At 71.1% G+C, this 16363-nt stretch carries 14 protein-coding genes; 7 read left to right on the top strand and 7 right to left on the bottom strand.

What is annotated here, in order from left to right:
* Positions 1-15 precede the first annotated feature (15 nt).
* From ABZ796_RS23730 to argC, 5 genes are read right to left on the bottom strand one after another with little or no spacing between them, the layout of a single operon-like run.
* On the bottom strand, positions 16-543 hold the full coding sequence (locus ABZ796_RS23730; RefSeq protein WP_357340281.1) for an arginine repressor: 528 nt from the start codon (positions 541-543) through the stop codon (positions 16-18).
* Positions 540-1463, bottom strand: coding sequence for an ornithine carbamoyltransferase (gene argF / locus ABZ796_RS23725; RefSeq protein ID WP_357340280.1), 924 nt, complete (start codon positions 1461-1463; stop codon positions 540-542). Before argF ends, ABZ796_RS23730 begins: the two co-directional genes overlap by 4 nt.
* The gene (locus ABZ796_RS23720) at positions 1460-2650 is read right to left on the bottom strand and encodes an acetylornithine transaminase (RefSeq protein ID WP_357340279.1); all 1191 of its coding nucleotides are present in this window, start codon (positions 2648-2650) and stop codon (positions 1460-1462) included. The genes argF and ABZ796_RS23720 overlap by 4 nt, the downstream gene beginning before the upstream one ends.
* A complete protein-coding gene (argB, locus tag ABZ796_RS23715; protein ID WP_357340308.1) occupies positions 2647-3585 on the bottom strand; it encodes an acetylglutamate kinase in 939 nt (312 codons plus the stop codon). The genes ABZ796_RS23720 and argB overlap by 4 nt, the downstream gene beginning before the upstream one ends.
* Positions 3585-4616, bottom strand: coding sequence for an N-acetyl-gamma-glutamyl-phosphate reductase (argC, locus tag ABZ796_RS23710; RefSeq protein ID WP_357340278.1), 1032 nt, complete (start codon positions 4614-4616; stop codon positions 3585-3587). Before argC ends, argB begins: the two co-directional genes overlap by 1 nt.
* Before the next feature lie 80 nt (positions 4617-4696).
* Between argC and ABZ796_RS23705 the strand changes: the two genes are divergently transcribed.
* From ABZ796_RS23705 to ABZ796_RS23690, 4 genes are all read left to right on the top strand, one after another.
* Positions 4697-5527: a maleylpyruvate isomerase family mycothiol-dependent enzyme gene (locus ABZ796_RS23705; protein WP_357340277.1), complete on the top strand. Its 831-nt coding sequence runs from the start codon at positions 4697-4699 to the stop codon at positions 5525-5527.
* Positions 5528-5537: 10 nt separating this feature from the next.
* Entirely contained in the window at positions 5538-6092 is a 555-nt protein-coding gene (locus ABZ796_RS23700) for a TIGR00730 family Rossman fold protein (protein WP_357340276.1), read from the top strand.
* A gap of 67 nt (positions 6093-6159) precedes the next feature.
* Positions 6160-7161: an ATP-binding cassette domain-containing protein gene (locus ABZ796_RS23695; protein ID WP_357340275.1), complete on the top strand. Its 1002-nt coding sequence runs from the start codon at positions 6160-6162 to the stop codon at positions 7159-7161.
* A 1-nt stretch (position 7162) separates the two neighbouring features.
* Positions 7163-7981, top strand: coding sequence for an ABC transporter permease (locus ABZ796_RS23690; RefSeq protein ID WP_357340274.1), 819 nt, complete (start codon positions 7163-7165; stop codon positions 7979-7981).
* A 1-nt stretch (position 7982) separates the two neighbouring features.
* On the opposite strand, the gene ABZ796_RS23685 is transcribed toward ABZ796_RS23690, so the two are convergent.
* Positions 7983-10970, bottom strand: a complete 2988-nt coding sequence (locus ABZ796_RS23685; RefSeq protein ID WP_357340273.1) for a BTAD domain-containing putative transcriptional regulator — start codon at positions 10968-10970, stop codon at positions 7983-7985.
* A 13-nt stretch (positions 10971-10983) separates the two neighbouring features.
* The gene (locus tag ABZ796_RS23680; protein WP_357340272.1) at positions 10984-11997 is read right to left on the bottom strand and encodes an FAD-dependent monooxygenase; all 1014 of its coding nucleotides are present in this window, start codon (positions 11995-11997) and stop codon (positions 10984-10986) included.
* Between ABZ796_RS23680 and ABZ796_RS23675 the strand changes: the two genes are divergently transcribed.
* The 3 genes from ABZ796_RS23675 to ABZ796_RS23665 all read left to right on the top strand — a co-directional run bounded on the left by ABZ796_RS23675 (position 11970) and on the right by ABZ796_RS23665 (position 16280).
* The gene (locus ABZ796_RS23675) at positions 11970-12983 is read left to right on the top strand and encodes a GntR family transcriptional regulator (protein ID WP_357340271.1); all 1014 of its coding nucleotides are present in this window, start codon (positions 11970-11972) and stop codon (positions 12981-12983) included. The two genes, ABZ796_RS23680 and ABZ796_RS23675, sit on opposite strands and share 28 nt — an antisense overlap.
* The gene (locus ABZ796_RS23670; protein ID WP_357340270.1) at positions 12980-14011 is read left to right on the top strand and encodes a beta-eliminating lyase-related protein; all 1032 of its coding nucleotides are present in this window, start codon (positions 12980-12982) and stop codon (positions 14009-14011) included. The genes ABZ796_RS23675 and ABZ796_RS23670 overlap by 4 nt, the downstream gene beginning before the upstream one ends.
* A gap of 61 nt (positions 14012-14072) precedes the next feature.
* Entirely contained in the window at positions 14073-16280 is a 2208-nt protein-coding gene (locus tag ABZ796_RS23665) for an acyltransferase family protein (protein WP_357340268.1), read from the top strand.
* The last annotated feature ends 83 nt before the right edge of the window (positions 16281-16363 follow it).

Below are 16363 nucleotides of genomic sequence, written 5' to 3'. Positions count from 1 at the left end.
TCCTTGCTCTGAAACTTACGGAATGTCTGTGGTCTTGCCGGCGAGGCTGAGGAAGCGGTTGACGAGCGCAGCGCCGCCCTTGGGCTCGCGGCCGATGACGAGCACGGTGTCGTCGCCGGCGATGGTGCCGAGGATGTCGGGATACTCGGCGCGGTCGATCGCGGAGGCGAAGTACTGGGCACCCCCTGCAGGCGTACGCAGCACCACCAGGTTCCCACTCCCGTCGGCGCTCACCAGCAGCTCGCGGGCGAGTCGGCCGAGCTTGCTGCGACCGCTGGCCGACTCCCCCGGAGCCACCGCGGTGCGGTCACCGCCCTCGCCGGGCACCGCGTAGACCAGCGCGCCGGACGGGGCCCGCACCTTCACCGCGTCGAGCTCGTCCAGATCACGCGACAGCGTCGCCTGGGTGACGTTGACCCCGTGGGCGAACAGCGCCTCGGAGAGCTCGGTCTGGGACCGGATCTCCTTGCTCCAGATGATGTCGGCGATCAGGGACTGGCGCGCCCCCTTGGTCGCGGGCCGCTGGGTCTCATGTGTCGTCATCGTCGCTCCCACAAGAAGGCCAGGATCGCCTTCTGGGCGTGGCGCCGGTTCTCCGCCTCGTCCCACACCAGGCTTCGCGGGCCGTCGAGCACCTCGGCCTCGATCTCCTTGCCGCGGTAGGCGGGCAGGCAGTGCAGCACCACCGCGTCGGGGTCGGCGTGGCCGAGCAGGTCGGTGGTGAGTGCGTAGGGCGAGAACACCGCGACCCGCGCGGCCGCCTCGCTCTCCTTGCCCATCGAGACCCAGGTGTCGGTGATGAGTACGTCGGCGCCCGATGCCGCCGCGACCGGGTCGGAGGTCACCGTGACCGAGCCGCCGGTCTCCTGGGCGATCTCCTTCGCCCGGACCAGCACCTCCGCGTCGGGTGCATAGCCCTCCGGCGCGCCGAACCGGACGTGCATCCCGGCGATCGCACCGGACAGCGCCCAAGAGTTGCCCATGTTGCAGGCCGCGTCGCCGAGGAAGGCCGCGGTCAGGCCGGCCAACGCTCCCTTGTGCTCGCGCAGCGTCTGCAGATCGGCGAGCAGCTGGCAGGGGTGGAACTCGTCGGTGAGCGCGTTCACGACCGGAACACCGGAGTGGGCAGCCATCTCCTCGAGGTCGGTCTGGGCGAACGTACGCCACACGATCTCGCCCGCCTGCCGGCCGAGCACCCGGGCGACGTCGGCGACGGACTCCCGCTCGCCGATCCCGGCCAGGCGGCCGTCGACGAGCATCGAGTGGCCGCCGAGCTCGGCGATCCCGGAGGAGAACGACGCCTGCGTACGCAGTGTCGGCTTGTCGTAGATGGTGGCCACGGTCACCGGGCCGGCGAGCGGCTTGGCGGCGTAGGGATCCTGCTTCATCGCTGCCGCGAGCGCCAGCACCTCGGCCTGCTCGGCCGGGGTGAGGTCGTCGTCACGCAGGAAGTGTCTGGTCACTGGGAACCCTCCGCTGCGTCGAGGATCGCCGGCCAGGCAGCGAGGAGCGCCTCGGCGTCGTTCTCGGTGAGTACGAGCGGCGGCACGATCCGGATCCGCTCGGGGGTGGCGTTGTTGAGGATGAACCCCGCCTCGAGCGCGGCCGCGGCGACGGCGCCCGAGTCGAGACCGGCGAGCACCACGCCGATGAAAAGACCCTCCCCGTCGACCCTGGTGACCCGCGGATCGGCGGCGAGACCGTCGCGGAGCTTCTGCCCGAGCACGGTCACGTGCTCGAGGAGCCCGTCGGCCTCGATGGTGTCGATCACCGCGAGACCTGCCGCGCAGGCGACCGGGTTGCCCCCGAAGGTGGTGCCGTGGTTGCCGGGCTCGAAGAGCGTCGCGGCCCGGCCCAGACCGATGCAGGCGCCGATCGGGAAGCCGCCACCGAGGCCCTTGGCGAGGGTGACGATGTCGGCGGTGACGCCGGAGGTCTCGTGGGCGAACCAGCGGCCGGTGCGGCCCACGCCGGACTGCACCTCGTCGAGCCACAGCAGCGCACCGTGCTCGTCGGCCACGGCCCGCGCGGCCGCCAGGTAGTCGGCCGGCGGCACGATGACGCCGGCCTCACCCTGGATCGGCTCGAGGATGATCGCCGCGGTCTCGTCGGTGACAGCGGCCGCCAATGCGGAGGCGTCGCCGTAGGGGACGAAGGTGACCTCGCCCGGCAGCGGCTCGAACGGCGCCCGGTAGGCCTCCTTGGCGGTCAGCGCCAGGGCCCCCATCGAACGGCCGTGGAAGGCACCCTGAGCAGCCACGATGTGCGTACGTCCGGTGCGCCGGGTCAGCTTGAAGCCGGCCTCGTTGGCCTCGGTGCCGGAGTTGGTGAAGAAGACCCGCCCGGTCTCGCCTCCGGGAACCCGGGCGAGCAGCGCCTCGGCCAGCTCGACCTGCGGGTGGGAGGTGAAGAAGTTGGAGACGTGGCCGAGGGACTCCATCTGGGAGGTCACCGCGGAGACCAGAGCGGGGTGGGCGTGGCCGAGCGCGTTGACCGCGATTCCGGCCAGCAGGTCGACGTACTCCTTGCCGTTCTCGTCCCACACGTGGGCGCCCTCGCCCCGGGTGAGGACCAGCTTGGGAGCACCGAAGGTGTTCATCAGTGCGTCGGCGTAGCGCTCGCCATAAGAATTCGACGCGGTCGTGGTCATTTGCCGAGCTCCCTTGCCTTGCGGGTCTTGGTGGTGACGCCCGGGAGCACCTGGGTGCCGACTCCCTCGGCGGTGAACAGCTCCAGCAGCACGGCGTGCTGCTCGCGGCCGTCGACGACGGTGGCACGCTTGACGCCGCCCTTGACCGCCTCGAGGCAGGCGCTCATCTTCGGGATCATCCCGCTGGCCAGGTCGGGCAGGATGCCTTCGAGGGCCTCGGGGCTGATCTCGCCGATGACCTCCTCGGGGTCGGGCCAGTCGAGGTAGAGGCCTTCGACGTCGGTCAGGACCAGCAGCTTCTCGGCCTCGAGCGCGACCGCCAGGGCAGACGCCGCGCGGTCGGCGTTGACGTTGTAGACGACACCGTCGACGTCGGGCGCGACGCTGGAGACGACCGGGATCCGGCCGGCCTCGATGATGTCGAGCACCGATGAGGGACGTACGTCGACGACCTCGCCGACCTGGCCGAGGTCGACCTCCTCACCGTCGACGACGGTGCTGGCCGGCTCGGCGGTGAAGAGCCCGGCGTCCTCGCCCGAGAGCCCGACCGCAAGAGGGCCGTGCTCGTTGATCAGCCCGACCAGCTCGCGCTGGACCTGGCCGACCAGGACCATCCGGACGACGTCCATCGCCTCGGGCGTGGTCACCCGCAGCCCGCCGCGGAACTCCGACTCGATGCCGAGCCGGTCCAGCATGCTGGAGATCTGCGGACCGCCGCCGTGCACGACGACCGGCTTGAAGCCGGCGAACCGCATGAAGGCGATGTCCTCGGCGAAGGCACGCTTGAGCTTGTCGTCGGTCATGGCGTTGCCGCCGTACTTCACCACGACGATCTTGCCGTGATACTCCTTCAGCCACGGCAGGGCGCCCGCGAGGGTGCGGGCCTTGGCGGGATCGGGCCGACCAGGCTCGTGGGCCACGGTCTCGAGGTCGATCACGGAGCCACTCCTACCGTGCTCAGGCCGGTGGCCTCGGAGAGACCGAGCGCGAGGTTCATGCACTGGATCGCTCCCCCGGCGGTGCCCTTGGCGAGGTTGTCGACGGCACCGACGACGACCAGCCGCCCGGCGGCCTCGTCGACGGTCACCTGCAGGTGGACCGCGTTGGAGCCGAGCACGGCCTGGGTCTGGGGCCACTGGCCCTCGGGAAGCAGGTGGACGAAGGGCTCCTCCGCGTACGCCTTCTCGTAGACGGCACGCGCGTCGGTCGCGCTCACGCCGTCACCGAGCTTGGCCGAGCAGGTGGCCAGGATGCCGCGCGGCATCGGCACCAGCACCGGGGTGAACGAGACCGACACCTCGCCGTCGATGAGCGCGGAGAGGTTCTGGACGATCTCGGGCGAGTGCCGGTGGACGCCGCCGACGCCGTAGGCGCTGACGTTGCCCATCACCTCGGCACCGATCAGGTGCGGCTTGGAGGACTTCCCCGCGCCGCTGGTGCCGGTGGCTGCGACCACGACGACCTCGGGCTCGACGATGCCGGCCTCGACGGCCGGGGCGAGGGCGAGGGTGGAGACGGTCGGGAAGCAGCCGGGCACCGCGATCCTGGTGGCCGAGGTGAGCGCCGCCCGCTGCCCGGGAAGCTCCGGGAGACCGTAGGGCCAGGTGCCGGCGTGGTCGGTGCCGTAGAACTTCGTCCACGTCTCCGCATCGGCGAGCCGGTAGTCGGCACCGCAGTCGATCACGACCACGTCGTCGGGAAGACCGGCCGCGATCGGCCCCGACTCCCCGTGCGGCAGGGCCAGGAAGACCACGTCGTGACCGGCCAGGGTCTCGGCGGTCGTGGGCTCCAGCACTCGGTCGGCGAGCGGGATCAGGTGGGGCTGGAGGTTCCCCAGGGTCTTGCCCGCGCTGGAGGCGGCGGTCAGGGCACCGATCTCCACCTCGGGGTGGGCCAGCAGCAGCCTGAGCAGCTCACCTCCGGCATATCCACTGGCACCGGCGACGGCGACGCGCTTCTTCGTCATGTGCATGAACATACGTCACTCTGCATGTATCTCGCAAAACCCGTTCGGAGATTGAGACGCAGGCGCTTAGTGTTCGCCCCATGACGACCCGCCTCACCCCCACCGCCTACCTCGACCACATCCGGTCGGAGTCGGCGCGCTTCCGCGCCGTGCTCGCAGAGACCGACCCGACCACCCCGGTCCCGACCGCTCCGGAGTGGACCGCCGCCGACCTGCTGTGGCACGTCGCCGCCGAGGTGCAGCACTTCTGGACGTACGTCCTGGAGACTCGGCCGGCCGAGCCCACCAGCGAGACCTACGCAGAGCCGGAGCGCCCGGCGGACGCGACCTATCAGGACCTGCTCGCCCGCTTCGACGAGCTCAACGCCAGGTTCATCAAGACCCTGGAGCAGACCGGGCCCGAGGAGCCGACGTGGTCCTGGTCGACGGACCGGAGCGCCGCCTTCACCTACCGCAGGCAGGCCCACGAGATCCTCATCCACCGCCTCGACGCCGAGCTCACCGCCGGCGCCGTGACGCCGCTCGACCCGGCCCTGGCCGCCGACGGGGTCGAGGAGATCCTCGACGTCTTCTACGGCGGCAAGCCCGATTGGGCGAGCTTCGCCGGAGCCGGTCAGTACGTACGCGTCGACGCGGTCGACACCGACACCCAGACCTGGGTCGAGCTGGGCCTCGTCTCCGGCACCCGCCCCGACGGCAACGGCCTCGAGGACGAACCCGACCTCAGCGTCGTCTCCCCTGACACGATCCCGGCCGGCACAGAGCCGGACACCGTAGTCGAGGGCACCGCCGCCGACCTGGACGCCTGGCTCTGGCGCCGGCGCGACGACGAGGGCATCCAGGTCACCGGCGACCAGGACATCTACGAGCGCTTCCGCGCGTTGACGAACCAGGCGATCACGGACGACTAACCTCACGCCCATGATCAAGCACCTGGCGGTCTTTCTCGGCTCCCGCGACGGCAACGACCCGGCCCTGTCGGAGAAGGCTTACGAGGTCGGCAAGGGGCTGGCAGAGCGCGAGATCGAGCTGGTCTACGGAGCGGGTGGCGGAGGCCTGATGGGCCGGATCTCCCAGGGTGCCATCGACGGCAACGGCCGGGTCTTCGGCGTGATCCCACGGTTCATGGTCGAACGCGAGTGGGGTCGCGTCGAAGGCGCGCCCGGAATGCAGACGGTCGTGGTCGACACGATGCACGAGCGCAAGGCCATGATGGCCGAGCGCGCCGACGCCTTCCTCGCGCTCCCCGGCGGGATCGGCACCCTCGAGGAGATCTTCGAGGTCTGGACCTGGCAGACCCTCTCGCTGCACGGAAAACCTGTCGGCCTGCTCAACGTCAACGGCTTCTGGGACCCGCTCGTGGAGATGATGGAGCGCATCGCCGCGGCGGGCTTCCTGCACGGCTCCCCCGCGGAGTCTCTGGTGGTGGGCGAGGACCTCGACGACGTCCTCGCCCGGCTCGACGCCGCCCGCTGAAACCACGCCGGCGGTCGTGAAACCACGGTGAAGGCGTCGTGAAACCGACGCCCCTCACCGTGGGAGCATGACAACCACCACCGAACTGGCCGTATCGTCCTCAGGTCTGGCCAAGACCTTCGGAGACTTCACCGCGGTCGACGGGATCGACCTCGAGATCCGCCGCGGAGAGGTCTTCGGCGTGCTCGGCCCCAACGGCGCCGGCAAGACCACGACCCTGAAGATGCTCGCGACCCTGCTCCCGATCGACGCCGGCAAGGCGGAGATCTTCGGGGTCGACGTCAAGGCGCACCCCCACCAGGTGCGTCAGCTCGTCGGCGTGACAGGGCAGTACGCCTCCGTCGACGAGAACCTCACCGCCACCGAGAACCTCGTCCTCTTCGGCCGCCTGCTGGGCATGTCCGGCAAGGCTGCCCGGGCGGCCTCGGAGGAGCTGCTGGAGTCCTTCGGGCTGCAGGAGGCCGCCAAGCGGCAGATCTCGAAGTTCTCCGGCGGAATGCGCCGCCGCCTCGACCTCGCCGCCTCACTCCTCTCCCGCCCGCCGCTGATCTTCCTCGACGAGCCGACCACCGGCCTGGACCCACGTACCCGGGGCCAGATGTGGGACACCATCCGTACGCTCGTGGCCGGCGGCTCCACCGTCCTGCTGACCACGCAGTACCTCGACGAGGCCGACCAGCTCGCCGACCGGATCGCGGTCATCGACCGCGGCGTCAAGGTCGCCGAAGGCACCTCGGAGCAGCTCAAGACCTCGGTCGGCAACTCCACGCTGCACCTGCGCCTGAGCGACAAGACGCAGGTGGCCACCGCCGCCGCGGTGGTGGAGAAGGTCACCGGCGAGCACCCGGTGCTCACTCCCGAGGCGGGCGGCGTCAACGTACCGCTGGCCGACGCCGACCGCGCCGCCGACGTGCTCATCGGCCTTCGCCACGCGGGCATCTCGATCACCACCGCGAACGTGCAGCAGCCGACCCTGGACGAGGTCTTCCTCGCCCTGACCGGTCACGGCACCGAGACCCCGGCCGACCCCGACAACGCCCCCGACATCCGCACCGAGGAGGTGGCCTGAGATGGCTGCACTGATCTCCACGTACGCCGTCACCGACCGCCCGCTCAAGGCCCGCCCGGGCGTGGGCGAGACGATCAGCCAGACGCTGACCATGGCCCGCCGGGCGTACATCAAGATGATGCGCAACCCCGAGCAGTTCTTCGACGTGACGATCCAGCCGCTGCTGTTCACGGCGATGTTCGCCTACATCTTCGGCGGCGCGATCTCGGGTGACGTGAAGTCGTACCTGCCGACCATCATCACGGGCATCCTGGCCCAGACCGCGCTGACCGCCTCGATGGCTCGGGGCACCCAGCTGCGCGAGGACATGGACAAGGGTGTCTTCGACCGGTTCAAGGCGCTCCCGATCGCCCGGATCGCACCGTTGGCCGGTCCGGCGGTCGCCGACCTGCTCCGTTACGGGATCGCGGCGACGCTGACCATCGTGGTCGGCCTGCTGATGGGCTACCGGCCCGGTGGCGGTGTCGGCGGTGTGCTCGCCGGCTGGGCACTGACCATCTTCGCCGGCTGGTCGCTGAGCTGGATCTTCACCTGGCTCGGCACGGTCCTGAAGACCGCGGGCGGGGTGCAGGGTCTGGGCATGATGATCATGTTCCCGCTGACCTTCCTCTCCCCCGCCTTCGTGCCCAAGGAGACCATGCCGGACTGGCTGCAGCACTTCGTCGACATCAACCCGGTCACGCTGGTCATCAACGCCACCCGCGACCTGATGAACGCCGGGGACGTCACCCTGAGCGTCGTGTGGGCGCTCGTCGGCTGCGCCGCGGTTGTCGCGATCTTCGCGCCGCTCTCGGTGTGGAGCTACAGCAAGAAGCTCTGAGTCAGCCCAGGCGCGCGATGACGCCGCGGGCCTCGTCCAGGAGGCCGAGCCCGCGGCGTTCGCCGTACTCCTCCGAGACCCGTTCGAGTACGCCCGGAGCGAGCCGGGTCGCATCGGCGACCGCGAGCTCCCAGCGCATGTCCAGGAACGAGCGGGAGTAGCCGAACCGGTCGGCCAGGACCACCAGCCGTACCGACTCCTCGCGCGGGAGCGCGTCTCGCAGCAGGCCCCACAGCCCGAGCGCGAGCAGCACCATCCCGGTGACGGGATAGTCCTGGGCCCTGCGCTCCTGGGAGACCAGGCGCGGCGCCTTCATCATCAGGACGTCGAAGAGGTCGGAGCCGTCGGCACCCTCGGCGTGCCGGGCGCAGGCGACCACGGTGACCGCCTCGGCCGCCACCCGCCACGGCACCAGGTCGGGGTCGTCGGTGAACCCCGGGAACGGCATCTCGCCCATGGTCGCCACCACCTCGCGGAAGAGCGCCAGCCCCTCGCCGACCCGTCCCTGGGCGAGGAGGAGCTGGGCCCGGGCGCCGTGGACGGCACCTCGGGAACCGAAGCCGCCGCGCGGCCGCTCGTCGGCGAGCTCGGCCAGGATCTCGGCGGCCTCCTCGAGGTGGCCCTGCTCCACGGCGTACGTCACCAGGATCACGCGGGTCTGGACGAGGTCGTCGTCGGCGCCGAGACGGCGCAGGATCGGGACGGCCTCGCGGGCGTGGTCCGCGGCCTCTCCGAGGCGGCCGAGCTGGGCGTAGAGGCCGCTGAGCTGGGCGTGCAGCATCGCGCGCGGCCAGAGGCCGCCGCTCGTGCCGGTCAGGCGCAGCGCCTCCCTCCCCGCGGCGACCGCACCCTCGGGGTCACCGAGGTTCTCCCGCTCGTGGCTGAGGAAGGTGTAGGCACGGGCGCGCACCTCCGGGTCGGGGTCGGTGACCAGGTCGGTCAGCTCGTCCTCCAGCGGCCACCCGGCCCGGGCCCCGGCACCGGTTCCGGCGACGCTGCTTGCCATCGCCCGCATCACCTTCAGCATCACCCGGAGCTGTGGGTCCTCGGCCTCGGCGCCGACCCGGTCCAGGATCGTCATCAGCCGCTCGAGGCCGGTGCCGCCCGTGACGGCGGCGCCGAAGAGCAGCAGGGCCAGGACCAGCCGGGTCTTCTCCAGCAGCTCGGGAGGTGGCTCCCACTCGGCGAGCAGGTCGGCGACCGGACCGGAGAGCATGATCACCCGCTGGTGCTCGCCCGCGATGGTCCAGAAGACACCCATCGCACAGAAGAGGCGGATCACGGACTCGGCCTCGTCGTCGGCCAGGACCTGGCGCAGGATGTCGGCGAGGTTGCCCTCCTCGGCGCGCAGCTCGTCCATGGCGTCGAACTGCTCCGGGGAGTAGATCCGGCCCGCGCCGGCGTCCGCGTAGTCGCGCGCCCACGCCCGCTGCGCCGCCCGTGCCGCCGCGTCCTCGCCGGCGTCGATCAGCTGCATCCGGCCGAACTCGCGGACGGTCTCGAGCATCCGGTAGCGGAAGCCCAGCGGTGCCTCGACGACCGTCAGCAGGGACTGGTCGACGAGCTCCTCGATGGCGGCGAACGCGTCGGCGCCGAGCATCGCCTCGGCCGCCGGGAGGGTGAACCCGTCGTGGAAGACCGAGAGCCAGCGCATCGCCCGGCGATCGCGTTCGGCGAGGAGGTTCCAGGACCAGTCGATGACCGCGACCAGCGTCTGGTGACGGTCGGGGGCGCTGCGGTCGCCACCGCGCAGCAGCTCGAACCGGTTCTCCAGACGCCGCGCGATGTCGTCGACCGACATCGCGCGCACCTTCACCGCCGCCAGCTCGATCGCGAGTGGCAGACCGTCGAGCCGGGTGACGATCTCGTCGACCCGGCCCTCGTCGAGGTGGACACCGGGTCGCGCGGCGACCGCGCGGCGCCGGAACAGCTCGCTGCCGTCGTAGGCCCCCAGCCGGCCGAGCGGGTAGACCCGCTCGGCGCCGATGGCGAGCGGGCTGCGGGAGGTCGTCAGGACGGTCAGGTCGCGCACCGTCGCGACCAGGAACGCGACCAGGTCGGCGACGGCCGCCACGATGTGCTCGCAGTTGTCGAGCACGAGCAGGGTGGGCACCCCGTCGAGCTGCTGCGCGATCCGCGACCGCACGTCGGCCCGCTGCTCCGGGGTGAGCCGGTCGCGGTGGGCGACCGAGTCGCGCACGCCGAGAGACGAGCCGACCTCGCTGACCAGGTCCTCGGGAGCGGTCACGCCGACCAGCTCGACGAAGTGGACCACCGGCTGCTCGGCGCCGTGGGCGATCACCTGGGCCAGGCTCGTCTTCCCCAGCCCACCGGGTCCGAGGATCGTGACGACCCGCGAGCCCTTCAGCAGGGCGGAGACCTCGGCGGCGTCCTGCTCGCGGCCGATCAGCACGTCGGCGTCGTGACGCAGCCCCGAGCGCACCGGCCGGTCGCGCGCGAGCAGCTCGGCGTGCACCGCCCGCAGCCGCGGGCTCGGGTCGACGCCGAGACCGTCGGCCAGCCCGGTCCGGTACGCCTCGAAGCGCTCCAGCGCCGCCGGCACACCGTGCACCGCGGCGACCGCCCGCAGCACCGCCTCGGTGACCTCCTCGTCGGGGTCGAGCCGGACGAGCCGCTCGAGGAGCGGGAGCGCCTTGGCATAGCGTCTCTCCGCCGCCAGCCTCAGCGCCTCCGGCCGCAGCGACCAGGCGTCGACCTCACCGGCACCGAGGCTGAGACGGTAGCCGCGCGGCGTACGTTCGATCGCACCGGCGTCTGTCGCCGTCCGGGCCCGGGAGACCACCACCTGGAGCGCCTTGGCGGGGTTGGCCGGGATGTCGTCACGCCCCCAGATCTCCTCGACCAGAGCAGCCTCGGAAGCACCCCGTGGACCGGCCTCGACCAGGGCACGCAGCAGCGCCCGGGTCCGCTCGCCGGCCACCGGCGCCCCCGCCCAGGTGACCTCGTCCAGCACACTCAGCGTCGTCACAGCCGCCATTCTGTCATAACGATATATCGCGTACGTACGGGATAACGCAGTCTCTCCGGCGCGCCGGCCCCCTGTAGCAGACCGCGTCCAGATCGATCACGTTCTTGACCGCATCGAGGCGGCGCGTCGACTCATCCAGGTCGACCGTCCGGCGGTCGATGAGGGCCAGCTCCTGGTTGGCCTCGACGAACAGGCGCATCCGCTTCTCGTAGGCGAGGAAGGCCTCGGCATGGTCGGCGGCACGTCCGAGCTCGAGCGCGAGCACGTAGGCACCGACGAGCGCAAGGCTCGTGCCCTGGCCCGACAGCGGCGCGGCGCAGTGGGCGGCATCGCCGAGGAGGACGATGCGACCCCGAGACCAGGAGTCCATCCTGATCTGGGCCATCGAGTCGAAGTAGAAGTCCTCGGCCGTCCACATCCGCTCGATGAGGTGGGGCACCTCCCAGCCGAAGCCCGTCACATGCTCGGCGACGAGCCGCTTCTGCGCCTCGATGTCGCGGTGGTCGTAGTCGATGGGTCCGGCCGCGAAGCCGAGGAAGATCCGCAGCTCCCGGTTGTCCCGCACGGTCATCACCGAACCGCCGTCGCGACCGTTGTTGATCCAGGTCTGCCAGCGGTCCATGCCGAGGAAGTTGTCCTGGCTGAACACCGACAGGTAGGTGCCGAGGTGGTGGAGGTAGTCGGCTTCGGGCCCGAAGACGAGACGGCGGGTGTTGGAGTGGAGGCCGTCGGCCCCTACGACGAGGTCGAAGCTGCGCGACGCGGCGTGCTCGAACTCGACCCGCACACCGTCGGCGTCCTCATGGATCGCGGTGACCGAGTCACCGAAGAGATACTCCACGCCGTCGAGGCGCGCATGGACGAGGTCGACCAGATCCTCGCGGAGGATCTCGATGTCCTCGGAGTCGAGCTGTCCCGAGGAGAGCGCGAACTCCTCCGAGCGCATCATCTCGTTGCCGTCGGCGTCCAGCATGTTCATGCCGATGGACTCGTTCCTCAATGTACGAGCCGGGGCTTCGAGCCCCATGCGGCGCAGGACGGTCAGGGCGGCGCCGCGTACGTCGACGGCCTGGCCGCCTCGTCGTAGCGCCGACGTACGTCCGCATCGCCGCCGAGCTGACGCGGCGCATCGACCAGGGCGAGATCGCACCCGGCGACAAGGTGCCCTCGACCCGCCAGGTCGCCCAGGAGTTCGGCGTCGCGCTCGCGACCGCGACGAAGGCGCTCGACGTGCTGCGGGCCGCCGGGCTCGTGATCACCCGCCCGCGCTCGGGCACCGTGGTCGCGCCGCGCGCCGACACCTCACCGACCCCCGGGGCCAGGGCACTCACCCGCCGCCAGGTCCTCGCCGAGGCCGTCGCGATCGCCGATGCCGAGGGGCTCGACGCCGTCTCGATGCGAGCGGTGGCCGGACGCTGCGGCGTCGCCCCGATGTCCCTCTACCGCTTCGTGGAGGGCAAGGACGAGCTGGTCGCGGCGATGGCCGACTCGGTCTACGCGGGTTCCCCGTTCGCGCTCGATCCCGACGCCCCCTGGCGCGAGCGCGCCGAGTCGCTCGGCCGCGAGCTGTGGCGGCTCCACCGCGACCACCCGTGGCTGGGCCGCACCCAGCCGTTGACCCGCCCGATGCTGCTCCCCCACCTGCTCCGCTTCGGCGACCGCCTGCTCGGGGCGCTCGAGGGCCTCGGGCTGCCACCGAAGACGCAGTTCGACATGCACGTGCTGCTCTACAACCACGTCGCCGGGCTGGCCGCGAACATCGAGCGCGAGGACGAGGCGATGTCCCTGACCGGGGTCTCGGCCGAGGAGTGGACCGACCGCCAGTACGTCCCTCCCTTCAGCGACGACGCCTTCCGTGGCCGCTTCCCCCACGTCGCCCGCCTCTTCGGCCCGACCGCTCTGCTCGCCGACGGCTATGACATGGACATCGACGAGCTCTTCGAGCTCGGTTTCGGCCTCCTGCTCGACGGCATCGAGGCGTACGCCCGGCGGCAGGCCAGAATGGGTCCGTGACCGTCGAACTTCGCTCTGACAACGCCGCCGCCGTCTCCCCCGCGATCCTGGAGGCGATGGCCGCCGTCAACTCCGGCTCCGCGCTCGCCTACGGAGGTGACGAGGTGACCGCCGCGCTCGAGGACCGGGTCCGCGAAGTCTTCGAGCACCCCACGGCCCGCGTCTTCCCGGTGCTCAGCGGCACCGCCGCCAACGCGCTCTCCCTCTCCGCGCTGACCCCTCCCTGGGGCTCGGTGGTGTGCCACGAGACCGCGCACATCCTCAGCAGCGAGGGCGGCGCCACCTCCTACCTCAGCGGCGGCGCAGTGATGAGCGGCATCGCCGGCGAGGGCTACAAGATGGCGCCGGAGGCGCTGCAGGCCCATCTGGACGGCGTACGTTGGGGCGACCCGCACCACTCCCAGCCGGCCGTCCTCTCGCTGACCTCACCCTCCGACTACGGCACGGTCTACTCGCCTCCGGAGATCTCCGAGCTCACCGGGATCGCCAAGACCCGCGACCTGCGGGTGCACCTGGACGGCGCCCGGTTCGCGAACGCCGTCGTGGCCACCGGCGCCGCCCCGGCCGACCTCACCTGGCGGGCCGGCGTCGACGTACTCTCGCTGGGCGCGACCAAGAACGGCGCCCTCTCGGCCGAGGCGATCGTCTGTTTCACCGACGCTCCGGCCGACGAGCTCGTCTACCGCACCAAGCGCAGCGGCCACGTCACCTCGAAGATGCGCTACCAGTCGGCCCAGCTGCTGGCCTACCTCACCGACGACCTCTGGCTCCACAACGCCCGCAACGCCAACGAGCGGATGGCCGAGCTCGCTGCCGGCCTTCGATCAGCAGGCGTACGCATCACCAACTCGGTCGACGCCAACCTCGCCTGGGTGGACCTGGCCGAGGAGACGGCCGACCGCCTGGAGGCCGCCGGGGTGCTCTTCTACCGGCTCGGCGGCCAGGTCCGGTTCGTGACGTCGTGGCAGACCACGAGCGAGGACATCCGCGCGGTCCTGACCCACCTCGAGGCGGCCGACCCGAGCTGAGACGTGGCCGAGAGGCCAAATCTGGGCATCCACGGGGCGAACTCGGTAACCTCACCCGCCTATGCCTCACGACCTCCAGGTCCCCCACCTCACCCCCAGCACGACCGTTTCGACCCCGCCCGCCTCGGCGCCGGCGAAACGGCTACGTGGCGACGTCCAGGGGCTACGCGCCGTCGCCATCCTCACCGTTCTAGCCGCCCACGCGGGAGTCTCCTGGTTCGCCGGCGGGTTCGTCGGCGTCGATGTCTTCTTCGTCATCTCGGGCTTCCTGATCACCCAGCAGCTCGTCGGTGAGCTCGGCCGCACCGGCCGGATATCACTGAGGCGCTTCTACGCACGCCGGGCCCGGCGCATCCTTCCGGCGGCCGCCCTCACCCTCGCGGCCACCGTGGTCGCCGCGGTGGTCCTGCTGGGTCCGGCGCAGGTCGCGCCGCTCGCCGTCGACGCGGTCTGGGCCTCGGCGTTCGCCGCCAACATCCGGATGGCCATCTCCGGGACGGACTACTTCCAGGCCGAGCTGCCGCCCTCTGCGGTCCAGCACTTCTGGTCACTGGCGGTCGAGGAGCAGTTCTACCTGGTCTGGCCCCTCGTCGCACTGATCTGCATCGTCCTGGCCGGCCGGATCGGCGCCGCCCGGGGCGGCGAGCGCAACGCCCAGCAGGGCTCGGCACGGGCTCGCCGGTTCCTCCTGGCCGCCATCGCGCTGATCACCCTGGCGAGCTTCGCCTGGTCGATCGTCCACACGCCCGGGGAGGCGACCGCGGCCTACTTCTCCTCGCTCACCCGCGCCTGGGAGCTCGGGATCGGCGCGGCGCTGGCGATCCTGGTCACCAGCGGCCGGGTGATGCAGCGGCTCGCTGGCACGCCCCTGGTCCGAGAGGTCCTCGTCCTGGGCGGGCTGGCCGCCATCGTCTGCGCCTGCCTGGCCTATGACGAGTCGACCCCGTTCCCCGGCTACCACGCGGCACTTCCGGTGCTCGGCTCGGCGGCCGTCATCCTCGCCGGTGCCATCCCGTCGGGCGAGACGACGATCGGCGCCCGGCTGCTGTCGGTGGCGCCTATGCGGGCGATCGGCGACTGGTCCTTCTCGCTCTACCTGTGGCACTGGCCGCTCCTGATCCTTCCCGAGATCGTCCTCCAGCGTGACCTCACCTGGCCCGAGCGCGGTCTGGCCGTCGCGGGCGCGTTCGTGATGGCGTACGTCTCCTTCCGGCTCGTCGAGGCGCCGTTCCGTGAGGGCGCGCTCTGGCGGCCGACCCGACGCGCGCTGACGTTCTACCCGGTCAGCATCGCGCTCGTGGCGACCATCGCGTTCGGCGGCACCGTCTACGCCGACTTCGAGGCCACCCGCGGGTCCTTCCAGCCGGCGATCACCCTGGCCGACGCACCCGCGGCCAACCCGTCGCTGGACAAGCAGGAGGCACTGGTGCGGGCCTCGGTGCTTGCGGCGCGCAAGGACACGCCGGTCCCGACCGAGCTGCGTCCCGCGCTCACCGAGCTCGACTCCCTCAAGCCGAGTCGGACCAGGTGCGACTACACCGACGACACCGAGCGCGACCTGTGCGTCGACGGCGACCCCGACGGCGACCGGACGATGGTGATCTTCGGCAACTCCCACGCCCTGCACTGGGTCCCGACCCTGAACAGGATCGCGAAGCAGCACGGCTTCCGGGCCTACTTCCTGGTCAAGAACCGCTGTGTCTCCGCCTCGATCACCACCGACCGCGGCGGCGAGAAGGACCCCTATACCGAGTGCGACGACTTCAACCGCTGGGCCTTCAAGCAGTTCAAGCGCCTCGACCCCGACCTGACCGTCGTGTCCACCGCCCCGCCCATCAACGGTGTCTACGACGAGGACGGCAGCTGGGTCGGTGACAGGGGCGAGATCGACGAGCTGATGCGCCCGGCCTACACCGACTTCCTGCGCCGCGCGGACAAGCACACGAAGCGTACGGTGCTGATCCGCGACATCCAGGGCTTCGACGCCAACGCCGGCACCTGCCTGTCCCGGCCCGGCGCCACCCTGGGCGACTGCCTGATGGGCGCGGTGGAGACCCGGGAGACCTCGATCGACGTCCAGGTACGGGCGGCCGAGAAGGTCGGTGTCGACGTCGCCGACATGAGCTCCTACTTCTGCTGGGACGGGTCCTGCCCCACCGTCGTCGGCGACACCATCACCCACTACGACGGCACCCACATGTCGCGTCAGTACGCACCCCAGCTCGTCGAGCCGCTGGCTCGCCGGATGGGGCTCCGCACCCAGGGATAGCGCGCCCGCACAGCATGCCGGACAGACCAGGAGGGGGGGGCGCGCGGGAGAGCCACGCGGAGCCCCGGGGGGGGGTGTTATTG

Source organism: Nocardioides sp. NPDC047086 (assembly GCF_040643685.1).
Classification (GTDB): domain Bacteria; phylum Actinomycetota; class Actinomycetes; order Propionibacteriales; family Nocardioidaceae; genus Nocardioides.
This window is presented reverse-complemented; position numbering and strand designations above follow the sequence as displayed.

Bases quoted from the DNA above. Each gene is read 5' to 3' on its own strand.
- ABZ796_RS23730 (WP_357340281.1), bottom strand. From the start codon at position 543: ATGACGACACATGAGACCCAGCGGCCCGCGACCAAGGGGGCGCGCCAG.
- ABZ796_RS23720 (WP_357340279.1), bottom strand. From the start codon at position 2,650: ATGACCACGACCGCGTCGAATTCTTATGGCGAGCGCTACGCCGACGCA.
- argC (WP_357340278.1), bottom strand. From the start codon at position 4,616: ATGACGAAGAAGCGCGTCGCCGTCGCCGGTGCCAGTGGATATGCCGGA.
- ABZ796_RS23705 (WP_357340277.1), top strand. From the start codon at position 4,697: ATGACGACCCGCCTCACCCCCACCGCCTACCTCGACCACATCCGGTCG.
- ABZ796_RS23700 (WP_357340276.1), top strand. From the start codon at position 5,538: ATGATCAAGCACCTGGCGGTCTTTCTCGGCTCCCGCGACGGCAACGAC.
- ABZ796_RS23695 (WP_357340275.1), top strand. From the start codon at position 6,160: ATGACAACCACCACCGAACTGGCCGTATCGTCCTCAGGTCTGGCCAAG.
- ABZ796_RS23690 (WP_357340274.1), top strand. From the start codon at position 7,163: ATGGCTGCACTGATCTCCACGTACGCCGTCACCGACCGCCCGCTCAAG.
- ABZ796_RS23675 (WP_357340271.1), top strand. From the start codon at position 11,970: ATGTACGAGCCGGGGCTTCGAGCCCCATGCGGCGCAGGACGGTCAGGG.
- ABZ796_RS23680 (WP_357340272.1), bottom strand. From the start codon at position 11,997: ATGGGGCTCGAAGCCCCGGCTCGTACATTGAGGAACGAGTCCATCGGC.
- ABZ796_RS23665 (WP_357340268.1), top strand. From the start codon at position 14,073: ATGCCTCACGACCTCCAGGTCCCCCACCTCACCCCCAGCACGACCGTT.